The organism is Bacillus sp. Brlt_9 (genome assembly GCF_051948935.1).
Taxonomy (GTDB): Bacteria; Bacillota; Bacilli; order Bacillales; family Bacillaceae_G; genus Bacillus_A.
This window is the reverse complement of the sequence record NZ_JAYJLO010000003.1, coordinates 203,713-223,655: the sequence shown is the minus strand read 5'-3', so window position 1 is coordinate 223,655 and position 19,943 is coordinate 203,713. Positions and strand designations below refer to the sequence as shown.

The window sequence follows — 19,943 nt, the reverse complement described above, 5'->3', positions numbered from 1 at the left end:
CAACAGGGATATACCTGTTGTTTTTTTATTGGAACATAGCCATTGAATTAATGAATTGAATAATGAATGGTCCTGCGATAACTAGAATACAAGTTATTAATAGAAGAGCAGCAGGAGCAAGGATATAGAAGGATGCTTTATTACCTCGAGATTCAGCTAATTCTTTTTTCGCTTGACGAATACTTTGTGCTTGAGATATTAACACTTCTTCTAAACCAGTACCAAATGTCTCTGCTTGGTTAATTTGTGTAATTAACGAACTAACCTCGCGAATCCCAGTACGTAGAGCCAACTCATTGAATACTACTCTTTTTTTACGTCCATATTTTATCTCAGTAAGTGCAATCATAAATTCTCTTGATATTTCACTATCTACTTTCCCACAAACGAGTTCAAAGGTTTGTTCGATATTCGCACAAGCTGGAAAAGTAACTGAAACTAAATCTAAGAAATCGGGAATTTCATTTTTTAATATGAATTGCCTTTTATCAATTGCATCTTTTAATCGTAGATCCAATAGGAAGAACCCAAGTGCTGCAAATAATAATATGAAGGCAGGATTTTTAGTAAGTATCCCAATAAATGAACCAACAATAGCAAATATAATTTTCTTAGTCCAATATTGGATAGGGGTAGTAGAGTGATTACCAGCTTGCTTAAGTTTTAGTTCTAACTTAGCGAAATTACCTTTACGAATCTGTTTGTCCACGATATTAGCAATATAACGTTCAACCATTTTATACGTTCTGACAAAGATAGAACCTTCTTTAAAATTCGCTTCCTGTTTTGGTTTTGAGATAAACAGAAGGGAAGTTAGCCGTGTATGCGCTCGTTCAGCGTTAGTTGTAAAGAGTGGTATTCCAATAATCGCTAGGAAAACAGTAAGCAAGATGATAAGGATGTATTCGACTATTCCAAATGAAGTGATGATACTAAACATTAGCAGATACCTCCTTTACTTAAACAACTTTATCTATGTATTTATTAATTTTATAAATTAGGAAACCAGCAATTACATAAAGAACACAAGAAGCAATAATCGCTCCCCACCCAATAGGTGATGTGAATAATGCGGAGAAGAAGTCATCTGACATCATTGCAAACATAGCAATTAACCCAAATGGAGAGAATAATAAGATATAACTTGTTGTTTTCGGACCGCGAACGATCTTTTTCACTTCCGCTATCAATTCCTGTCTTTCCTGGAACACTTTAGCCATATTGCGAAGTAATTTTTCAAGTTCTCCACCGGTTTTATCTTGTATCTGCATTGCGTTTATTACTAATGTATATTCTTTCATACCAATCCGATTTGAGAGGTTTTCAAGTGCCTCTTCGAAAGGTTTTGCATATTGAAGTTCTTGTACAGTTTTCTTCAATTCAGAAGAGAGTGGTTCTGGCATTTCATTTGCTACCGTACTAAGGGCTTCTTGAACTGTCGGACTCGATTTAACACCATCTGCTAAACTCATAAGGAATTCTAATAGTTGTTCTTCTAGTTTTTTCATTCGTATTTTAATTAATCGTTGTGTCCATAGATAAGGAGTTAATGAGCCAATTGCACCAAACGCTACAGTCGCCAATATTCTCGCGACAAATGTTCTGAAGTAATTGTCTCCGAGGAAGAATAACACACTTTTAAAGATACTAGAGAAGGGGAAGATCACGAAACCAACTACTGCACCTACCATAACACCTATAATAAAGAATGTTACGTACTCTTTAGGGCGGAAGTCTAGATTCGCACGAGCTAATCTTATTTCTGCTCTTTTTTCTACTTTAACAAGTCGTTTTCTCCAGAAATCGAAAAACTCATCAAAGTTAATAGAAAATCTCTTTATACCTTTTGTTTTTTTCTTTTTCATTCTGTCTAAAACTTGTCTTGATAATGGGTTATTTCGATTCTTCCAGTAATCATAGAAAATCACACAGAATATTAATGTCAGAGCATTAATCTGTAACATTGAAATCAGTTCATTTCTATAGAGTTCCATTATCTTTTCAATGATAAACAATGATTTCACCCCCTATGGTATTAAAATCCATTTGTAGGTATTCCGTTTTGTTTAAATTTATATAGTAGATTTACAGATGGAGTATAATCTGTTCTTACGAATTCTCCAACTATTTTGTTATCTTCTGTTAATCCTTCTACTTTAAACTCATAGATTGGAACGGTTTTCACTACGCCATCATCCGTTACGATAACTTCAGAAATACATTCAATTCTTCGTTTTTTATCACGCATTTTATTGATTTGCACAACGATATCTAGTGAATGGCCAATGTCACGTCTAACTTGTCTTACTTCCATTTGCTGACCGCGCTCTAAGATAAGGGAAGCCATACGAGATATACACTCATCAGGGTTGTTTGCGTGAATTGTAGCCATTGAACCTTCGTGACCTGTATTCATAGCTTGCAGTAAATCGTATGCAGTATGATCACGTACCTCACCAAGAATGATTCTATCTGGATACATACGTAAGGAGTTCTTAACTAAATCTTGAATTGTAACTCGACCTTTACCTTCAGCATTCGCGTCTTTTGTTTCTAATGAAACGAAATGAGCATTACTTAATTGAAGTTCGGCAGAGTCTTCTATAGTAATAATTCTTTCATCGTCAGGCACAAAGTTAGAAATAACGTTTAGGGTAGTAGTTTTACCTGAACCAGTACCACCAGAAACGATAATATTACATTTAGCGAAAACAAGATTTCGTAAAAAGCGAGCCATTTCCGGAGTAAGTGAATTGAATTTTACTAGGTCTTCAATACCTAATTTTTCTTTGGAGAATTTACGAATAGTTATTGTTACACCTTTACGTGCAACAGGAGGGATAATGATATTTACACGAGAACCATCTGGTAAACGAGCATCAACAAATGGATGCTGCACATCAATTAAACGACCAACATTTCGGGCGATACGTTGGGCTAATTCAAGGACTTCCTGCTCATTGGCATATGTTATATCAGTAATCTGTTTTGTACCACTGCGGTCTACCCATATTTCATCGTGTGCATTGATCATAATCTCAGTTATTGTTGGGTCTTCCATTAAAGCTGATAATTTACCAAGACTAGTAATTTCTAATACAAATGATTCAACTAACTGGTCAATTTCATAATTTCTTAGAAAAGTACCGGTCTGGTGAATGATATGTCTCATATGATTTTTAATTGTTTCGATTTGTTGTTTGTCCGAAATACCAAATATTACTTGGTTATCAATATAATTAGGCAATTTCTTTTGGACAACATCTTTTAATTTCTGAACCTCAACTTCTCTAGAGTTGTTCTCAGTTTCTATATTGTTATTTACCATTCGGTTAAAAAAATCTGACATTGTTTACACCCCCGAAACCACTAAAAAAAGCTACATATAAAGTATTCAAAGTGGTTGAAAAATCAAGGAAATGTGTAAAAAAGTAGCTTACATCTCTAGAAGAGATATAAGCTACTTTTTAAATATCGGAAGTTTGAAGAATTGTTTCTTTTCAATCGTTGGATTAATAGGATAAATGAAGTTTGCTAAGTCGATAATTGCAGAAGACGAAAGTGTTTCTCCGTTAACAAGGAATTTACCTTTATTCGTATATTCTAGGAAATCTGGATCCTCTGGTATTCTCACTATAAAGCTCTTATCATAAAGAAAGTCGCGTGCAGTATCGGTGTGAATTGATTTATTTTTTGCTTCTCTATTTAACACTAAATGCGTTTTGTTAAGTAGTGGCTCTTTTATAGAATCTTCAAGTCTTTTTAGAACATAAAAGAATTTATTCACTCGAACAACATTTGTGAAATTAGGATCCATCATAATTATATTTTTATCAGCGAATTGAATAGGGAATAAAACAAGTTCTTCCGTAATTAAGTTCGAAGTATCTATTAAAATAACATCAAACATATCTCGTAGGTGAACTAAGATTCGTTCAAGTTGCTCTGAATTAATACTATTTGTTTTATGGATAAATTCAGGTTCAGGAGGTGTATTAAGTATATAAATCCCAGACGGTTGATGAAGGTTCAAAGCAGAACGGATCAAGTCTTCATTTAAATAATTTAAGTCTGCACTTAAATCGTAAATATCTTTTTGTGCTTGCTTAACTTCTTTCATTAAGAAATGAAATTGTACGGTAGGGAAAAGTAGGTTCAAGTCAATTAAACATATTTTTGGATTGTTTTTCGCGTACTTTTGAATTGCCATCGCAACATTAGTCATTACAGATGTTTTCCCAGTACTAGCAACAGAAGTAAAAGTAACAATTGTTTTTGTCGGAGCATCTACTTTAGTTGGGGCAGCCACTACCTCATTTGTATTTAAAAGGGGATTGTTTTCAAGTTTTGAAAATAAATCGTCAGGATTTGATTTCTTTTTAGTAGGAAAAGGACTAGAAGTGGAAGTGGAAGGGGATGTAGATTCAGATGGTGAGTCATTGTTCTTTTTCGGTATCGCCTTATTCATTACTTTTCTAAATGGACCTTCTTCATCTTCATTCTGAGCAATAGTATTACTTGGCCTAATTGCTCCATTTTGTTGGTTGGGCTCATCTTGTATATTTTTTCTAAAAGGTAAATGCGGCTCTTCATTTGAAGGTTGCGGTTGCTTTGCTAAAGAGGGGTTACCAAAAGGAGTATCTGTTAATGTATAAATAGCTGAAATAAGATCTTTAATAGAAAACGGCTTTTGGAATATCTTATTTACACCTTTTTCTTTTGCGACCGAGGCGTGATTACGAGTTTGTGTATCAATCGTAAAAATTATCGGCTTTGCTTTTGTTACAGAATTTTTTCTTATAAATTCAACAAGTTTTAATCCAGTCCCATCCGGTAAATTTGCAGATATTAAATAAATATCAGCTTGAGCAATCTTTTGTTTATCTTTTTCGAAGTAAGAAGTATTAGTAGCAGAACCGACCACGGAAATTCCGAGATCGGTCTTATCAAAAAATACTCCTTCAATCGTGTCTATAAAATTCGGATTTGGATCAACAATATAAAGCTTTATTTTATTATTGTTCATTCGATTCACCTCCGCTAAGTTTATCTTTTTTCGTTTTTTCTTTACTATCATCTATATTGTTAGATTTATCTTTTTCTTTTTTATCATCTTTTGCATCTTTATCTTCTTTAGATGCTTTTTCCTTTTTATCCGGTTTTACCAGTTTGTTAGATATTTCATCAGCATTTTCTATTGGGTTTTCAATAGCCTTTTTTACAGTTTCGGTATCTAAACCAGAATAAGTTCCATTTATAATTGCATCGAAAATATCTTTTTGTTGAATAATAGTTGGCTTGCTATCTTCAGGTTTACATTCTTTACCTTGCGCTGGGTCACATATAGAACCACTATTTTGGCCAGGTATTTGATAGATAAATGTTCCTAATTGCGAAGCAGTAGATAAAACTAAATCTTGTTCTAGATCAACTTCTACATAAATGCTATTTTCAATGATCTTAAATATTTTCAAGTTTCTCATTAAAACACCCGTTCTAACACCTTCAGAATCATCAGCTTGTTTTTCTTTATAAGAAAGACCAATGTTAATGAAATCTCCTTCTTGAACAGGAGGAAGACCTAATTTAGCTTCAGGTAGTAAGTGAACAGTTTTCCCTTTTGGCATTAATGCTGCAAATTGTCCAGCGCCATTTGGCTCCATTAATGATGCTAGTGGAACAGGACTCCCTGGTTTCAACTCATATATAAGACGTTTATCTTTTAATTGAGCTAAATCAGTTACCACAGTTCCTTTAAAGGCTTTCATATCACCTTTTGATATTTCTTTTTTCTCAAAGAACTCTAATTGTTGGTCGAGCGGTAAAGATACGTTTAATCCATCTTTTTTTAGAAGAATGATTTGTTCAGTACCAATTCTTCCTGAAATAAGACTAATCGTTAATATAGAAATAATAAGGAAAAGCACAATCAGAGTGATTCGCTTTGCATTATCTTTAAAGCGACCTTTCATCTAAATCACCTCGCTTAAAAAAAATCTATCGATATTCAAGAAAAAATCAAGAAATAAAGCAAAAAATAAATGCCATAAAAGGCATTTATTTAATGTTCCTTAAGTCAGTAACTTCCCACACGTTTTTCGGTTTCTTTCTAAGTTGCTCAATTGTCGTCATATTTAAGATTACATCTGCATTTTTAATTCCACCAAGTGTTTTTGTAATCCAAGTAAAGAATTTTTTCTTTGTTTCCTTATTCTTAATTGTGTCATTAGGGCAAATGAAATAGAACTCTTTTGTAATCTGATAGATTTTGTCCATAGCATTAGAGAATCCTTCTTGTGTGTGTGTACCGCGCTCAACTTCAATGTACATTAACTTTCCTTCATCATTTTCAACAATAAAATCAAATACTTTACGGTGAGTTTTATCAATTTTAAATGATACATCATCTAGGTCCGTATAGACTTTATAGTTCATTTCTTGGAACAGTTTAGCACTATCTTTAATTAAGTAACCGTGTTCTAAGCTAGCGTGAAGATCAACAATACGTTTCTTTTCCGGAACTACAGGGTTATCATCATTCAACATTTTAAAGCAAGCTTTACCAACTTTAGATAGTTCATAGACTATGAATATTGAGCCGCCACCTTTACCGCCATAGTTTACTTGTTGATCACTAAGAATACCTTTATCTCTCAATTCACTTACATCTTTGGAAAGTGAAGTGTAATTAAACTTTTTGCCACTAACATAGAAGCTTTGACCGATAGGATCATCTTTTAGGTATTCTTTTAAGTCTGGATTTCTCGAAATACCCGTTTTACCAATAATGGTAAGAACATATTCTTGTTGAGCACTTAAGTTCTGTATGTATTCTTCAATATTTGAATCAAATAAATCTTCAACTTCTTGTTTTTCCGTTTCTACATAATCTGGTGATAGAGGATGTTTTTTTGTTCCTGTTTCGGTAGTAGGAATAGTATCGTTGATTGGGTTATGAATTGGTTTTTGAACAGTAGAAGGAGATGGTTTTTTCTCAATGCGAGGAGTAGCAGGGGAGGGAGCAGGAGTTGGCGAAGGAGCAGGTGCAGGAGTCTTACTTTTTGTCTCTTCGTCCTTCATACGAGTAACTGATGTTGTAAACTCATTAAAGAAACTTTGAAAGTGAGGATTGTGCTCTGGAACAGTTGGTTGGGCAGAATCATCAGTTGAATTTGATGGAGTGTCGTTATGGATAGATTCCTGATTTTCATCTAATTCAGGCTCAACATTTACTGGATCTGGTTGTTCTACTTCAACTTCATCATTTATCTGTTCATTTATTGTAACGTTTTGTTGAGCAGGAGGAGTATGGCCACCATTTAATATCATCTGTTCTAATTGTTCTATTTTTGCAACATACTCTTTATATTGAAGTATTTTTTGTTTTAAAACTGTATTTTCTTCACTGTATTTACTTATTTCCGATTCAATAAAAGTATCCATTTCTCTTAGTTTATCTAAAACTGACCGTACAATTTCTTCAATATCATCAAAGACTTCATTAATATCCCAGTTACCTCTATCTACTAGATCTTTTATATGTCTTTGACCTGGGAATAGGTGAACAATCTTTCTTATTAAATCTTTCATTTGTTGTATCTGTTTTTCTTCTTCTCTTCGTTCCATTTGAATATCACTTATAACTCGTTCGTTAGCCGTAATTGTTTTATTTAATGAAGTTAATTTATCATAAAGTCTGTTGTATTCTAATTTAAGTATTTTCAGTTGCTCTTTAGGGGCCTTCTTATCTAATTCTTTCATAGATAGTTTATCTATGTCAGATAAATAATCGACCTTTTCTCTTTCTTCACCAATTGAAAAATCATCAAAATCTGATAACAAATCATTTGATTTTTGGCCGCTATTTCTATTTTTATAATCCATACTTTCTTGATTGTTTAATATACTTTTCAATTTATCGTCAGTACTAGAACGTTCTCTAGTTTTTCTTGTACCTTCTAACAGTAATTTAAAAATATTATCAGCCATAAGTTTCCCCCCTTTAAAAATCAATTTAGTAGTGGTCTAAGATTTTTATCATATAGAATATATAATTATTGAATGTAAACACTATTTTTAATTAATATGTAAAACCAGTCACCACAAATATTTGTTTGCAAGATAAATAAAATCAGTGAAAAAGCAAGAAATTGAACAGGAAAATATAAAAAAAAGACACCGTTAATTACGGTGTCTTTTGTATTATTTTAGCCATTTTACCTACAGATACTTCTCTAGTAATTTCAATAATAGGTATCTTTTTTCGTTTTGTTTTACCGGCAGCGTTTTTCTTTTTTAATCTTAATAAACGCTCTATTTCTTTACTCTGGATTCTACCAGTGAATCTGATTTGATCGCCCTCAGCTAAATCAGATAATAATATTTCTGCATTTTTTCCCCATACGAAGAAGTTGAAAAATACAAAGCGCTTTTCATCAGGTTGAAAATACTCTACAAATGATTGTGCTGTAACTTTAGCAAAAGGATTACCATCGATAATATCAAAAATCGGTGGGCGACTAACTCTACCGTGGAATACGACGTGATTAACATCGCCTTCTTGAGCATTTAGAGGTTCTTCAATTTTTGTAATTTCGTGAGCAATAACTTCAAAGGCTGTATGTTCCATTTCTTTATAGACCTCACCATTATGGTCGATTCTATATATATAACATTGAATATCATTTTTTTCTTTTACGCCATTCTCTCTAATCATAGAATCAGGAGGAATTTCAGTAATGAGATGATGCTCTAAAAGCATATCCCAAGAAAGTGGTTGTTTTATTCTAGAAGTAGGTTGGATTTCGGCAGGTAAACCATCACCGAACATACTTGTATACAACTCTACACCATTTTGAATAAGCTCATCAGTTATTGGATGTGTAGTCGTAAAATTTCTACTCTGTAATTCACCTTTAATTAGCGCTCGATTCCCAATTTCGAAATCATCTAAGACTGTTTCATTATCAAAAGTAATAACTCGAATGTGATCAAATTGTGGTTCCCCATCATTTTTTTGTTCTCTATAGCAATGAATATCAAACCCAGCTAAAGGAATGGGAATATAGCGGATCATATCATCCATAGCAACAATTTCACCGCTTAAAGTTATTTTGTTTTTAAAAGGTTTTGTATGTATAGTTTTCAAAAATTTACCCCCTTTACATAGTTCTTTTCGTAGAGTTGTATCCTAATAGTATTTCCTGAGTGCCCGGCGGTTTTTGCTCATAGTTAGAGTAGTGACTAATATCTTGTTTCGTTACATATCTTTGTTCAACAAGATATTGTTTTAGTTCTTCAAATGATGTTATTTTTTCTTTTTCAGAATATAATCCTATCTCTAGATCAAACCTAACTGGGCGAATTTCTAAAATTTCTTCATTTAAAGACATATCTAGGATTTTATCGATTTCATATTCCGTTATGTAATAGATTCCACATTCAAATGGTTCTGGACTAAGAACGATTTGCTCAATTCTATTATGAGAATTAGGATCACGTAATCGGTGTTTGATATACAAATAGCATTCTTGATCATCAACTATTTGTTTAACACAAACCCATTTTTCTAGAATGGAATCCAGTAGAATTTTTTTCTTTTGTTGTTCTACTTTATTCGGTCTTTTTTTCTTTTTCATATAATACCCCCTGGTATCAAAGATAATCTAAGAGTATTTTATCTTCACAAGTCTTAAAACCTTGAATTTTAAAAAGAAATAGAAATAGCTACAATGGTTTCTTCTAAAAAAAAGTAAGTCTGTTTAATGACAGTCACAATAGAATAAGAGGTGTTCCGAACTTGAAAAAGACGATTGCAAGAACCTTAATCGTAGTTTTAGTAGTTTTTTTGATTATAGCTGGTAAATTTGCATACCTTCAGCTATTTCAGGCTAGCGAACTACAAAAAGACACGGTTGAACAAAGGGTAAGAAAGGTAAAAGAAATGCCTGAGAGAGGGGAAATCAAGGATCGAGAAGGTCGGACACTAGCTATGAGTTTAAACGCTAAAAATATTGCTACATATCCGAACTTGATAGAAAGTGAAAAAACTAGAAAAAAAGTTGCAAAAACGTTAAGTGAGACACTAAAACTTCCATATAAAGATATTATGAAGAAATTAGAGTCAAAAGATAAAAAAGGTAAACCGATTGCTTGGACTTCAATAGCAAATCGCGTGGACCCTGAAAAAGCGGAGCAACTGAAAGAATCGGAAGTATCAGGTTATATTGAAATAAGTAACGCCCCAAAAAGATATTATCCAAATGGAAACTTAGCTAGTACTTTACTAGGATTTGTTAACTATGAAAATGCACCTGGAGCAGGTATAGAAATGTCATTAAATCATTATTTATCTGGTATCCCAGGTTATACAGTTTCAGAATTCGATCATTCTAAAAAAGAAATTCCGATAGGATTCCAAACAGCATCGAAACCGGTACCGGGCCAACAAGTGACATTAACAATAGATAGCTATATTCAATATGCATTAGAACAAACATTGGATAAAGCAGCAAAAGAAATGAAACCAAAGGAAATGCACGCTATTGTAATGGATCCAAATAACGGAAAGATTTTAGGAATGGCAAGTTATCCTCATTTTGATCCAAACGATTATACAGCTCATAAACAAGAGGCAATTAATAGAAATCCAGCATCGTATGTTTATGAACCGGGTTCTACCTTCAAACCAGTTTATATGGCAGCCGCACTAGATGGAGGTTATATTAACGAAAATTCTACGTGGTACGATGGTACAGGACACATAAACATTGGTGGAGCAACTATTCGAAACTGGAACGGTGTAGGTTTAGGTACTATGACCCTTGAAGATATCATTGTAAACTCTTCAAATATTGGTATGATTGACATTTCCAGATCAATGACAAGTAAACAAACGCTTGATGGCCTTAAAAAAGCTGGTATAGGTCAAAAAACAGGTATCGAACTTCCGAACGAAGAGTTTGGATTAATACCGAGCGTGAAAAGACTAGATGGCGATGCACAAGCAAAAGCAACGGTATCGTTCGGTCAGGGTATTAGTATCACACCAATTCAATTAGCTACTTCATTTTCTGAGGTTGTAAATGGTGGGTATGATGTTAAACCAACTGTTGTTGAAAAAGTTGAAGATCAATTCGGTAATATACAGTATGAGTGGAGTCAAGAAAAGAAAAATAGAGTATACAAACAAAAAACATCAGATTTAATGAGAAGTTATCTAAAGGCTAATATGGAAAAAGGATCAGGTAAAGGTGCTCAAATCGAAGGGTTTGACGGTGGAGGTAAAACAGGTAGTGCTTGGAAAGTAGAAAATGGTGTGTACAAACAAGGTACAATCATTGGTAGTTTCTTAGGATTCGTACCTTACGACAACCCACAATATGTTATGTTGGCTGTAGTGGATGATCCAAAAGGTGTAGAATTCGGTAGTCAATCTGGTGGTCCAGTATTCCACGAAGCTATGACAGAAATTCTAAGATATACAGGTGACAAACGAACGAAGCCAGCAAACGGACAAGATAAGATTGTACAAGCTAAGGAATATAATATTCCTGATGTGAAATATAATTTATATGATGTTGCAAAAGAAAAAATTGAAAAGAAAATGAAGAAAGAAGTTAAGGTTACAAAAAATGGACCAGGAGAAGTAGTTGTTGGTCAAAAGTATAAACAACAAAAAGACAAATTGTATATCGAATTAAAAACTGAAAATATAAAAGGTAAAGGAAAAACATACATACCTAATTTAAAAGGTGTATCAGATGCTGAAGCACATCACTTATTTGAAAGGTATAATATCGACATTACTTCTCACGGTGAAGGTATAGTGAAATACCAAGAAGTCAAACCTGGAGAATACAATAAAAAGATAAACAAATTAACAATTTGGTCAGAAAAGACGAGCTCATAACGGGGCTCGTCTTTTTTTATCTGAATCCATATGCAGGGAAAAAAGTATATAAAAACAATAGATTAGGAGGTGAGAAGCTATGAAAAAGGTAACAAAAGAAGAATTTATTAAAAAAATCGTCTCTCAAAAAGCAGAGGATAAAAATATTTTTAAATGGGGAACGAAAGCAAAAGATCCAAAAGCTTTACGTTGGTAGGAGGTATTTATGACTATAAATTGTAGTTTTTGTAATAATACAGCAGAAGAAGTTAAACAAATAATCAAAGGAATTGGTAGTTCCGCGATTTGTGATAACTGTGTTGCAAGATGTGCACAACTTTTAGAAGAACAATTAAAAGATACAACTGATATAGAATCTAAGTTTAAGACAGCGATTGCTATAAAAGAAGAGTTAGATAAATATGTAATTGGTCAAGATGAAGCTAAAAGAAAGCTTTCAGTTGCTATTTATAAGCACCTAGCTCGTAAAAAAGGTGTATCTAAAAGTAATGTTTTATTACTAGGTCCTTCAGGAGTTGGTAAAACAGAGTTAGCAAGATCTATTGCTAAAATCATTGATGTGCCATTCGCTATTGCTGATGCAACTTCATTAACTGAGGCTGGTTATGTAGGGGAAGATGTAGAGAACGTATTATTAAACCTGATTCGCGCAGCTGATAATGATATAGAAAAAGCGGAAAATGGAATCATTTATATCGACGAAATTGATAAGTTAGCCAAAAAAAGTGAAAATGTTTCTATTACAAGAGATGTATCTGGTGAAGGTGTACAACAAGCACTGTTAAAAATTATAGAAGGTACAGTAGCTAGCGTTCCACCAGAAGGCGGAAGAAAACATCCAAACGCTAAGTTTATACAAATTGATACAAGTAATATCCTATTTATTCTTGGCGGAGCTTTCGACGGTTTAGATAAAGTTATCGAAAAAAGAACTACTAAAAACAAGAAAATAGGATTTGAAAATAAAAATGAAGTGGGCACAGAAACACAAAATCTATTTAATGAAGAAGTAACAGTAGAAGACCTTGTAAAATATGGGTTAATCCGTGAATTCGTTGGCCGTATTCCAGTTATTGCTTCATTAAAAGAACTCACTCAAGAACAATTGGTACAAGTAATGAAATTAAATTTAGAAAACGAATATAAACAGTTCGAAATTGAGTTTGAGCCTGAATCGATTAATGAAATTGCGAAAAAAGCAATAGAGAAGAAAGTTGGGGCTAGGGGCTTACGCGCTATTCTAGAGGAAGTAACTTTTGATTACATCTATAATGGTGAAAAAAGAACAATTAATAAAGAAGATGTTCAAAAAAAATTAGGCTAATAGGGATTTTCCCTTTAGTCTTTTTTTGTTATGGGAAAATATGCATTTATCTGTTTATAATAGGGAGTAAAATAAAATGAAACTATGGTGAAAATAAATGAAAAAATTACTCAACTACTTAAACAGTTTATATAAAGATCAATTATTAGAAAAACAATACCTGGTGTTCCAGGATCAAAATAATAAATTCCATCACTTTTGGATAAGTAACGATGTATCAGATAGTGCTACAAATAGTTCTTTTGAGAAGTTTACGAAAGCAGTCCTACAGTACAAGGAGATTAATGGTAAAAATCCAGTAATCGTACATAATCATCCTAAAGTATCACCGGAACCTTCTTTAATGGATTATAAAAATGCGGAACTTCTAAATACTTGGGCCTCGATCTTAGCAATAGAGATTGCTGATTATATGGTCTTTTCTAAATACGGATATTATAGTTTTTTTGAAGCTAATGAATGGTCCAGCTTCCCTGCTAGAAAACAAGAAGATTTTAATGTCCTTTCAATTAATATAGAAGAGTTTAATTTTAATAATCTGCTGAAAATTAAAGATACTATTAATGAAATTTTCACTTCAAATGATGAAATTATTATTACAAAAAATAAAATTTATTATTCTAAGTGTTTACCCCTTGAAAATTTGAAAAAAGAAGTAGAAAATGAAGACGTAAAATTTTTGGTAATGTTGAAAAACGATTCCAATATCGAAAAAACATACCAAACATTTAAACGGTTCCTAAATCCAATGACAATTATTGAAGTCACAAACAACGGGGAATGGGATACTTTGATCTAAAAAAGGAATGTATTTGAAGGGAGTGCTATCCGTCATATGACGGTGAATAATATGCCAGAAACTAATAAAAAGACCGCATACGATTACTTAGATGATTTAGAATTTGTTTATGAAGCTGCAACATTTAAAGGATTTGGTAAAATAGTATTAGATAAAGAGCGCTTTATCGAAGCTTTAGCAAATGCCCGTGCCGGAGTAGAAGCATCATTGGAAAAAGCACGTAAAATTGAAACAAGAGAAAACAAGATCCTTGAAGAAGCTGAAAAGCAAGCTGAACATAGATTACGTGAAACTGAAGAAATGATTGCAAAGTTAAATCCGGTGAAAGAAGCAGAATTGTATGCTTTACAAATAATTGAAGAAGCTCAAGAAAAAGCTGAGCAAATTCGAATGGAAGCCAATGAAATTAAGGATAGCACTATCGCACACGGAGAAAAAGTTAAAAATGAACTGATCAATCAAGGAAATCAGTACATTGAAAATGTTTTAAGAAAGACTATTATGTCTTTCGAAGAGCACAAAAACCAATTGAATGGTTCACTTAATGAATATGAGAACCTATTAATTAACGCATATGAAGAAATTTATCATATGGTTAATAAGCAAGAGGACCATACTAATCAAGAAGCATCTTAATAAAATTTCTTTTAACATATATATAAAGAAAAAGGGTAGTAAGCCTATATAAAGCTTATTGCCCTTTTTCTTTTGTTTGAAGGTAGTATATATGGTTTTAAAGGGAGAAATATAAGCAATTGTATTTTTTTATCTGTTTCCTTGAGTTCAATTTTAAATAATGGTAAATTGCATAGGATTCTCCAAAAGGGGGCTGTAATTTGGAACATTTAAAAATACTATTAAAAAACAATAATATCGAACTGGGGAAGTTCAAAGAAATAACTGAAATATTCGAGATGTTAGGAAATCAGCAAGAATCAAAAAATGTGTTTAAGAAAGTAAATAAGTTCTTAGAAGAAATAGAAACGGATTATTCTATTTGGCAATATAATAGAGATAAAAAAATCGAATTGCTTTGGTACAAAGGTGATAACGAACAAAGAGCAGCGTATGAAAACAAACAAGAAATATTCTCTAAAGTATATAAAAACAAAAAACCAATAGGTGATTATAATGATGAAGGTTTCTATTTAATGTTACCTATTGTTTCAAGGGAAGAAGTGGTCGGTTATTTCTGCTTACATAAAGAAATTGATTTAGGAGAAAAATGGTCAGATGTATATATCATTGTACAATTACTAGGATTTACTCTTAAATACTATGAAATGGTTGAAACAATGAAAGAAATGTCAGTTATCGATGTAATAACTGGGTTATATAATTCTAGACACTTCCGCTTACAAATCGACTTAGAAGCTGAAAAAGCAAAAAGATTTAAAAAACCATTAACGCTTGCTGTAATAAAAATAAAGGACTTTTCAGAAGTAAATAAAAAACTAGGTTTTGAAGGCGGCGAAGAGGTATTAAAAAACTTTGGCACAATTCTAAAATTAGAAAGTAGAAAAACAGATATGCCATCTCGTATTAGTGATGAAGTATTTGGCATTCTATTATATGAGACTAATTTAGAAGGTGCTCAAAAATACATTAAGAGATTAGAAAATTATTTAAATGAAGAGCCGATGGTAATAAATGATTACCGTTTTAAAATTGAGATGGATGTTAACCTAGTCGAATACTCTAAAAATATGAGTAGCGAAGAGTTCTTAGAAGAGGGTAAAAACTACTAAGCGCCTGTACCTTCAGGCGTTTTTACTTTAAAAAAATAATCAATACGCTTGATATACATTATTAGAACAATATCCTTATAAAATCCTATCTGCGGTTTTTAAGTATTTGTTTTACTATGTATTTTATCGAAAGGAGAGCGATAATGAATATAGGTGCCAGAATAATAAAAACAGGATTATCCGTAGCATTAGCTTTGATGATTGCACATTGGCTAAACTTTCAACCAGCAGTTTTATCAGCAGTTGCAGCTGTGATTGCTATCCAACCTTCTATTATGAGATCTTGGAAATATTTAAAGGAAGTAGTATTAACCAATTTTATTGGCGGAGTGTTTGCTACACTGGGGTTTTACTTCTTAGGGACAGAACCTGTATATATAGGTATCATAGTCATAATCACAATTTCAGTAAACCTTGCTCTCGGATTAAATAAAACAGTTAATCTATCCGTACTAACAGTCATAGCAATTTTAACCTCTGATTTACACGGTACAACAGTATTTACTGTTATGAATCGTTTTACTTTAGTTGGAATAGGTGTATTTTCTTCATTCATAATCAATATATTAGTAATGCCACCTAAACACGATGATAGATTCTTAAAATCTATTAAAGGATTAAAAGAGAGATTAAGCGTTCTATTAAGGGTAGTACCACAAAAAGAAATTTCTGTTATCACCTTTAAAAAAGAGAAAGAGAAACTGGATAAGAATTATAATAAGTCAAAAGGGTACTATGAATTACTAAATGAAGAAAAGCATAGAATCCGATTCGGTAATAAATATAACTTTATTAGAAAGCTAGTTATATTCCGACAGATGCTAAGGGTTATTAAAAGAGAAATACTTCTGTTTGAAAAAATAGAAAAGCATTTAAATATTATGACCCGAACTTCAAGTAAAGAGTCTGAAGAAGTAATGGACACAATTAACGAATTGTTGCAGTACCAGGAAACAATATTCTTAATGTACGAAGATAAAACAATTCCAAAACCTAAAAAACATACTGAACAGAAAAGAAAACGAATAGATGATAAGTTAAGAAACACAGTAAATGAATTAATGGAACACTATGATCCTAAAAACGAAGAATTATGGTGGAGATTATTCCCTATAGTAAATGCATTAGTAGAAACAGTAAATGAACTAGAAAGATTAGAAACAATGGTTACAAATTTCAAAATAAAAGATGAAAAAAGTAGTTCACCAACCGGTTTTAAAAAACTAATTTATTCATTAAAGTACAAAAAAAGAAGAGCATAACTCTTCTTTTTTTGTACCTATTATTCATTTTGTTCCATTATTCTTTTTACTGCTGTATTTATTGCCTCGTTTGAATGAACATTTGAAGTTTCAGCCCACTTTTTAAAGTTGAAGGATTGGGCTAAAACGATACCAGGTCCAGTTATCTTATATAAAAACATTCCCTCGCCGGAAAATAACATATTTCTAACACCTTTAACGAATTTTAAATCAAACTTAATTCCTTCATTAAAACCGATTAAAGCCTCTGAATCTACAAAGATTTCTTCACCTGGTTTTAAAACTCTTTTATATAAATTGCCTCCAGAATGCAAGAATGCTAGTCCATCTCCTTTTATTTTCTGTAAAATAAATCCAGTGCTTCCGAATATACCTGATTTTATATTTTTTTGAAAACCAATCGAAATATCAGTACCTTGTGCCGCGCACAAGAAAGCACCTTTGTTACATAGGAAAGCAGAGCCAGTTTCTTGTAAATCAATTGGGACAATTTTACCTAGATAAGGCGTTGCAAAAGTCACTTTAGCTTTTCCATTACCTTTATTCGTAAATCTAGTGAAAAATAAACTTTCTCCAGTTACTAAGCGTTTACCCATATTTAATAAACCTGACATTGCAGAAGAACCATCTAATACGGAAGTTTTCATCTCAATGCATCCATCCATAGCAAGCATTGCGCCAGCTTCAGCTACTACAGTTTCCTCCGGATCTAGTATTATATCAACCATTTGTATATCTGCACCTTTTATATCGTATTCAATATCGTGTGATTTCAAAAATAAGCACCTCCTATTTATTTTTTTACTATGAAATATAAAATACCCGTATAATATAAAAAGAACAGAAAAATGACTGAAAAACTCATATGGTATTATGGTCAAGTGTTGAGGGAGGATAAGGAATGACAAAATCTGCTTTAACTATGATGTTAGAAGACATCGAACAATATGATTTGTTAACAGCAGAAGAAGAAAGTGAATACTTACAAAAAGCACAGCGCGGAGATATAGATGCGAGGAATATTTTGATTCAACACAACTTAAAGTTGGTTGTAAATATAGCAAAAGAATATAAAAATCGCGGTGTTGATTTAGAAGATTTAATTCAAGAAGGAACAGAAGGGTTAATCGATGCAATTGAACGATTTGACCTAGAAAAAGAATATAAACTCAGATGACCAAAAAACTAAAATGATATTGTGGTCAATTTGCAAGGGAGGATAAGGAATGACAAAATCTGCTTTAACTATGTTGTTAGAAGGCATTGCTCAATATGATTTATTGACAGCAGAAGAAGAAAGAGATTACTTGCAGAAAGCACAGCGTGGGGATATTGATGCAAGAGATATTATGATTCAACATAACTTAAAGTTGGTTGTAAATGTTGCAAAGAAATTTAACAATCGCGGTGTTGATCTAGAAGATTTAATCCAAGAAGGATCAGAAGGGTTAATCGTTGCAATTCAACGTTTTGACTTAGCAAGCGAATATAAATTTAGCACTTACGCTTATTACTGGATTATTCAAAGAATATATAAAGTAATTCAAAATAAATCTCGAGTAATACGTGTCCCAGTTTATATACACGAAATCATTAACAGAATCTCTCTTGCAAAAGAACAACTGTGTAAGAACGGTGAAAAAGTAACAGTAAGCAGCATAGCAGAAACCATTGGGGAAAGCGAAAAGAAAGTAAAAATGGCTATGCGCCATATGAAGAGAAACTTAAGCTTAGAATATGAAAAAGAGAATTCGGAGTTCTCAAACACAATTGAACAAAAAACATTTGAATTGCCTGAAATACAATTCGAAAAAAGTGAAGAAGATATAGATCGACGAAAAGCTATATTTGATGCGTTAGACACTTTATCGAGTAGAGCCCAGGAAGTATTGTATTATCGATTCGGCTTAGATGGAAAACCTGAAGGGCGTACCCTTAAAGAGGTAGCAGAATTAATAGGATGTAGTAAAGAAAGGGTTAGACAAGTAGAAAAGAAAGCTCTACAAACCTTAAAAGCCGGTGGCGGAAGAACTGAAAGAAGAAGACGTTTGAGAGAATATGTGTAAATTCTAACAAAGCAAATTAAACAAAAACACACTAGTACAGGGTACTGTGTGTTTTTGTTTTTATTCAAAACTTTGCGCTTTACGTTCTTCTTGCTCAATGATTTGCATTAATTTTGTTTTCACGCGTTGTAATGCATTATCAATCTTTTTAGCTTTATCTAATCCTAAAATTTCTTGGATTTCTTTATAAGAGTATTTCTGCAAGCGAAGGGTATACACATCTCGCTCACTTTCACTCAGTTCTTGATTTAGCATTTCTTTATAACGTTCAACGCTTTCTTCTAATATCAATTTCTCTTCTGCATTCATAAACTCTAAGCTAGTTGCTTGTAGAATTTCAGGACGGGCAGCAAAAAGGTCCATCGCAGTTAGATTTTCGTTATCTTGTAAAGGACGATCAAAAGAAATCATATCATTCAGCGGACTATGTTTTAATCTGTTTGATGTTTTAATAGCACTAATTAATGACCTGCTAATACACATATATAAAAAGTTCTCTAAGTTTTTTTGGAAATTCCCCGCATTTCCTTTTGTTTCGTCAAAATCTTTTATTGCTCTAGTTAAACCAATTAGGCCTTCTGAGAATAAATCATCTCTGTCTCCAGAACGTAAAAAGTATTGTTCTGTATTTATGATGGTATTAATCATAGACTTATAACGATTAATTAAATAGCGGGTCGCACGTTCGTCATTCTCCCTAGCTAACATTAATACTTCTTGTAAGTCCAATGTTTCTATTTTAGTAGCCATAACGCTCCTCCTCTTGGAAGTTATCACCTAACCTTTGAAAGAAAAAAGTCTGAAACCTTTTTAACAAAAAAAGAAACGAGAGA

18 protein-coding genes are annotated in these 19,943 nt (G+C 32.5%); 8 read left to right on the top strand and 10 right to left on the bottom strand.

All coding sequences use genetic code 11. From position 1 onward, the window contains the following. Positions 1–25 precede the first annotated feature (25 nt). From VF726_RS13450 to VF726_RS13415, 8 genes are all read right to left on the bottom strand, one after another. Positions 26–940 carry a type II secretion system F family protein gene (locus VF726_RS13450; protein ID WP_440168842.1) on the bottom strand — a complete coding sequence of 305 codons (915 nt, stop codon included), beginning with the start codon at positions 938–940 and terminating at the stop codon, positions 26–28. A gap of 19 nt (positions 941–959) precedes the next feature. Next, the gene (locus tag VF726_RS13445) at positions 960–2,015 is read right to left on the bottom strand and encodes a type II secretion system F family protein (RefSeq protein ID WP_440168840.1); all 1,056 of its coding nucleotides are present in this window, start codon (positions 2,013–2,015) and stop codon (positions 960–962) included. A gap of 20 nt (positions 2,016–2,035) precedes the next feature. After that, the gene (locus VF726_RS13440) at positions 2,036–3,349 is read right to left on the bottom strand and encodes a CpaF family protein (RefSeq protein WP_440168837.1); all 1,314 of its coding nucleotides are present in this window, start codon (positions 3,347–3,349) and stop codon (positions 2,036–2,038) included. A 111-nt stretch (positions 3,350–3,460) separates the two neighbouring features. Then, entirely contained in the window at positions 3,461–5,026 is a 1,566-nt protein-coding gene (locus VF726_RS13435; RefSeq protein ID WP_440168834.1) for a response regulator, read from the bottom strand. Next, positions 5,016–5,972: a hypothetical protein gene (locus VF726_RS13430; protein WP_440168831.1), complete on the bottom strand. Its 957-nt coding sequence runs from the start codon at positions 5,970–5,972 to the stop codon at positions 5,016–5,018. Before VF726_RS13430 ends, VF726_RS13435 begins: the two co-directional genes overlap by 11 nt. A gap of 85 nt (positions 5,973–6,057) precedes the next feature. After that, positions 6,058–7,989 (bottom strand): hypothetical protein, encoded by a 1,932-nt coding sequence (locus VF726_RS13425; RefSeq protein WP_440168829.1) that lies wholly within the window; start codon positions 7,987–7,989, stop codon positions 6,058–6,060. A gap of 196 nt (positions 7,990–8,185) precedes the next feature. Beyond that, positions 8,186–9,148 (bottom strand): single-stranded DNA-binding protein, encoded by a 963-nt coding sequence (locus VF726_RS13420; RefSeq protein WP_440168826.1) that lies wholly within the window; start codon positions 9,146–9,148, stop codon positions 8,186–8,188. A 13-nt stretch (positions 9,149–9,161) separates the two neighbouring features. Next, a complete protein-coding gene (locus VF726_RS13415; RefSeq protein ID WP_440168824.1) occupies positions 9,162–9,638 on the bottom strand; it encodes a hypothetical protein in 477 nt (158 codons plus the stop codon). 161 nt (positions 9,639–9,799) lie between these two features. On the opposite strand from VF726_RS13415, the gene VF726_RS13410 reads away from it, so the two are divergent. The 6 genes from VF726_RS13410 to VF726_RS13385 all read left to right on the top strand — a co-directional run bounded on the left by VF726_RS13410 (position 9,800) and on the right by VF726_RS13385 (position 17,044). Next, positions 9,800–11,911, top strand: coding sequence for a penicillin-binding transpeptidase domain-containing protein (locus tag VF726_RS13410; RefSeq protein ID WP_440168822.1), 2,112 nt, complete (start codon positions 9,800–9,802; stop codon positions 11,909–11,911). Between the two features lie 205 nt (positions 11,912–12,116). Continuing rightward, on the top strand, positions 12,117–13,235 hold the full coding sequence (gene clpX, locus VF726_RS13405) for an ATP-dependent Clp protease ATP-binding subunit ClpX (RefSeq protein WP_440168820.1): 1,119 nt from the start codon (positions 12,117–12,119) through the stop codon (positions 13,233–13,235). 97 nt (positions 13,236–13,332) lie between these two features. Then, on the top strand, positions 13,333–14,034 hold the full coding sequence (locus VF726_RS13400; protein WP_440168817.1) for a JAB domain-containing protein: 702 nt from the start codon (positions 13,333–13,335) through the stop codon (positions 14,032–14,034). 36 nt (positions 14,035–14,070) lie between these two features. Continuing rightward, on the top strand, positions 14,071–14,670 hold the full coding sequence (locus tag VF726_RS13395; protein WP_440168814.1) for a hypothetical protein: 600 nt from the start codon (positions 14,071–14,073) through the stop codon (positions 14,668–14,670). A gap of 200 nt (positions 14,671–14,870) precedes the next feature. Beyond that, entirely contained in the window at positions 14,871–15,782 is a 912-nt protein-coding gene (locus VF726_RS13390) for a GGDEF domain-containing protein (protein ID WP_440168811.1), read from the top strand. A gap of 143 nt (positions 15,783–15,925) precedes the next feature. Next, positions 15,926–17,044, top strand: a complete 1,119-nt coding sequence (locus VF726_RS13385; RefSeq protein ID WP_440168808.1) for an FUSC family protein — start codon at positions 15,926–15,928, stop codon at positions 17,042–17,044. A gap of 20 nt (positions 17,045–17,064) precedes the next feature. Here VF726_RS13385 and VF726_RS13380 read toward each other — a convergent pair whose 3' ends face one another. Next, positions 17,065–17,820, bottom strand: a complete 756-nt coding sequence (locus tag VF726_RS13380) for a TIGR00266 family protein (protein ID WP_440168806.1) — start codon at positions 17,818–17,820, stop codon at positions 17,065–17,067. A gap of 125 nt (positions 17,821–17,945) precedes the next feature. Here VF726_RS13380 and VF726_RS13375 point away from each other — a divergent pair, with 125 nt between their 5' ends. Together VF726_RS13375 and VF726_RS13370 are read left to right on the top strand one after the other, a co-directional pair. Beyond that, on the top strand, positions 17,946–18,221 hold the full coding sequence (locus VF726_RS13375; protein ID WP_440168804.1) for a sigma-70 family RNA polymerase sigma factor: 276 nt from the start codon (positions 17,946–17,948) through the stop codon (positions 18,219–18,221). A 49-nt stretch (positions 18,222–18,270) separates the two neighbouring features. Beyond that, a complete protein-coding gene (locus tag VF726_RS13370) occupies positions 18,271–19,110 on the top strand; it encodes a sigma-70 family RNA polymerase sigma factor (RefSeq protein WP_440168801.1) in 840 nt (279 codons plus the stop codon). A gap of 60 nt (positions 19,111–19,170) precedes the next feature. Here the strand turns inward: VF726_RS13370 and VF726_RS13365 are convergent, their stop codons facing one another. Continuing rightward, positions 19,171–19,860, bottom strand: a complete 690-nt coding sequence (locus VF726_RS13365; protein WP_088362438.1) for a sigma-70 family RNA polymerase sigma factor — start codon at positions 19,858–19,860, stop codon at positions 19,171–19,173. Positions 19,861–19,943: the final 83 nt, after the last annotated feature.

Coding starts and splice junctions, on each gene's coding strand:
- VF726_RS13450 (WP_440168842.1), bottom strand. CDS start 940: ATGTTTAGTATCATCACTTCATTTGGAATAGTCGAATACATCCTTATC.
- VF726_RS13365 (WP_088362438.1), bottom strand. CDS start 19,860: ATGGCTACTAAAATAGAAACATTGGACTTACAAGAAGTATTAATGTTA.
- VF726_RS13440 (WP_440168837.1), bottom strand. CDS start 3,349: ATGTCAGATTTTTTTAACCGAATGGTAAATAACAATATAGAAACTGAG.
- VF726_RS13375 (WP_440168804.1), top strand. CDS start 17,946: ATGACAAAATCTGCTTTAACTATGATGTTAGAAGACATCGAACAATAT.
- clpX (WP_440168820.1), top strand. CDS start 12,117: ATGACTATAAATTGTAGTTTTTGTAATAATACAGCAGAAGAAGTTAAA.
- VF726_RS13370 (WP_440168801.1), top strand. CDS start 18,271: ATGACAAAATCTGCTTTAACTATGTTGTTAGAAGGCATTGCTCAATAT.
- VF726_RS13395 (WP_440168814.1), top strand. CDS start 14,071: ATGACGGTGAATAATATGCCAGAAACTAATAAAAAGACCGCATACGAT.
- VF726_RS13415 (WP_440168824.1), bottom strand. CDS start 9,638: ATGAAAAAGAAAAAAAGACCGAATAAAGTAGAACAACAAAAGAAAAAA.
- VF726_RS13435 (WP_440168834.1), bottom strand. CDS start 5,026: ATGAACAATAATAAAATAAAGCTTTATATTGTTGATCCAAATCCGAAT.
- VF726_RS13425 (WP_440168829.1), bottom strand. CDS start 7,989: ATGGCTGATAATATTTTTAAATTACTGTTAGAAGGTACAAGAAAAACT.
- VF726_RS13430 (WP_440168831.1), bottom strand. CDS start 5,972: ATGAAAGGTCGCTTTAAAGATAATGCAAAGCGAATCACTCTGATTGTG.
- VF726_RS13385 (WP_440168808.1), top strand. CDS start 15,926: ATGAATATAGGTGCCAGAATAATAAAAACAGGATTATCCGTAGCATTA.
- VF726_RS13400 (WP_440168817.1), top strand. CDS start 13,333: ATGAAAAAATTACTCAACTACTTAAACAGTTTATATAAAGATCAATTA.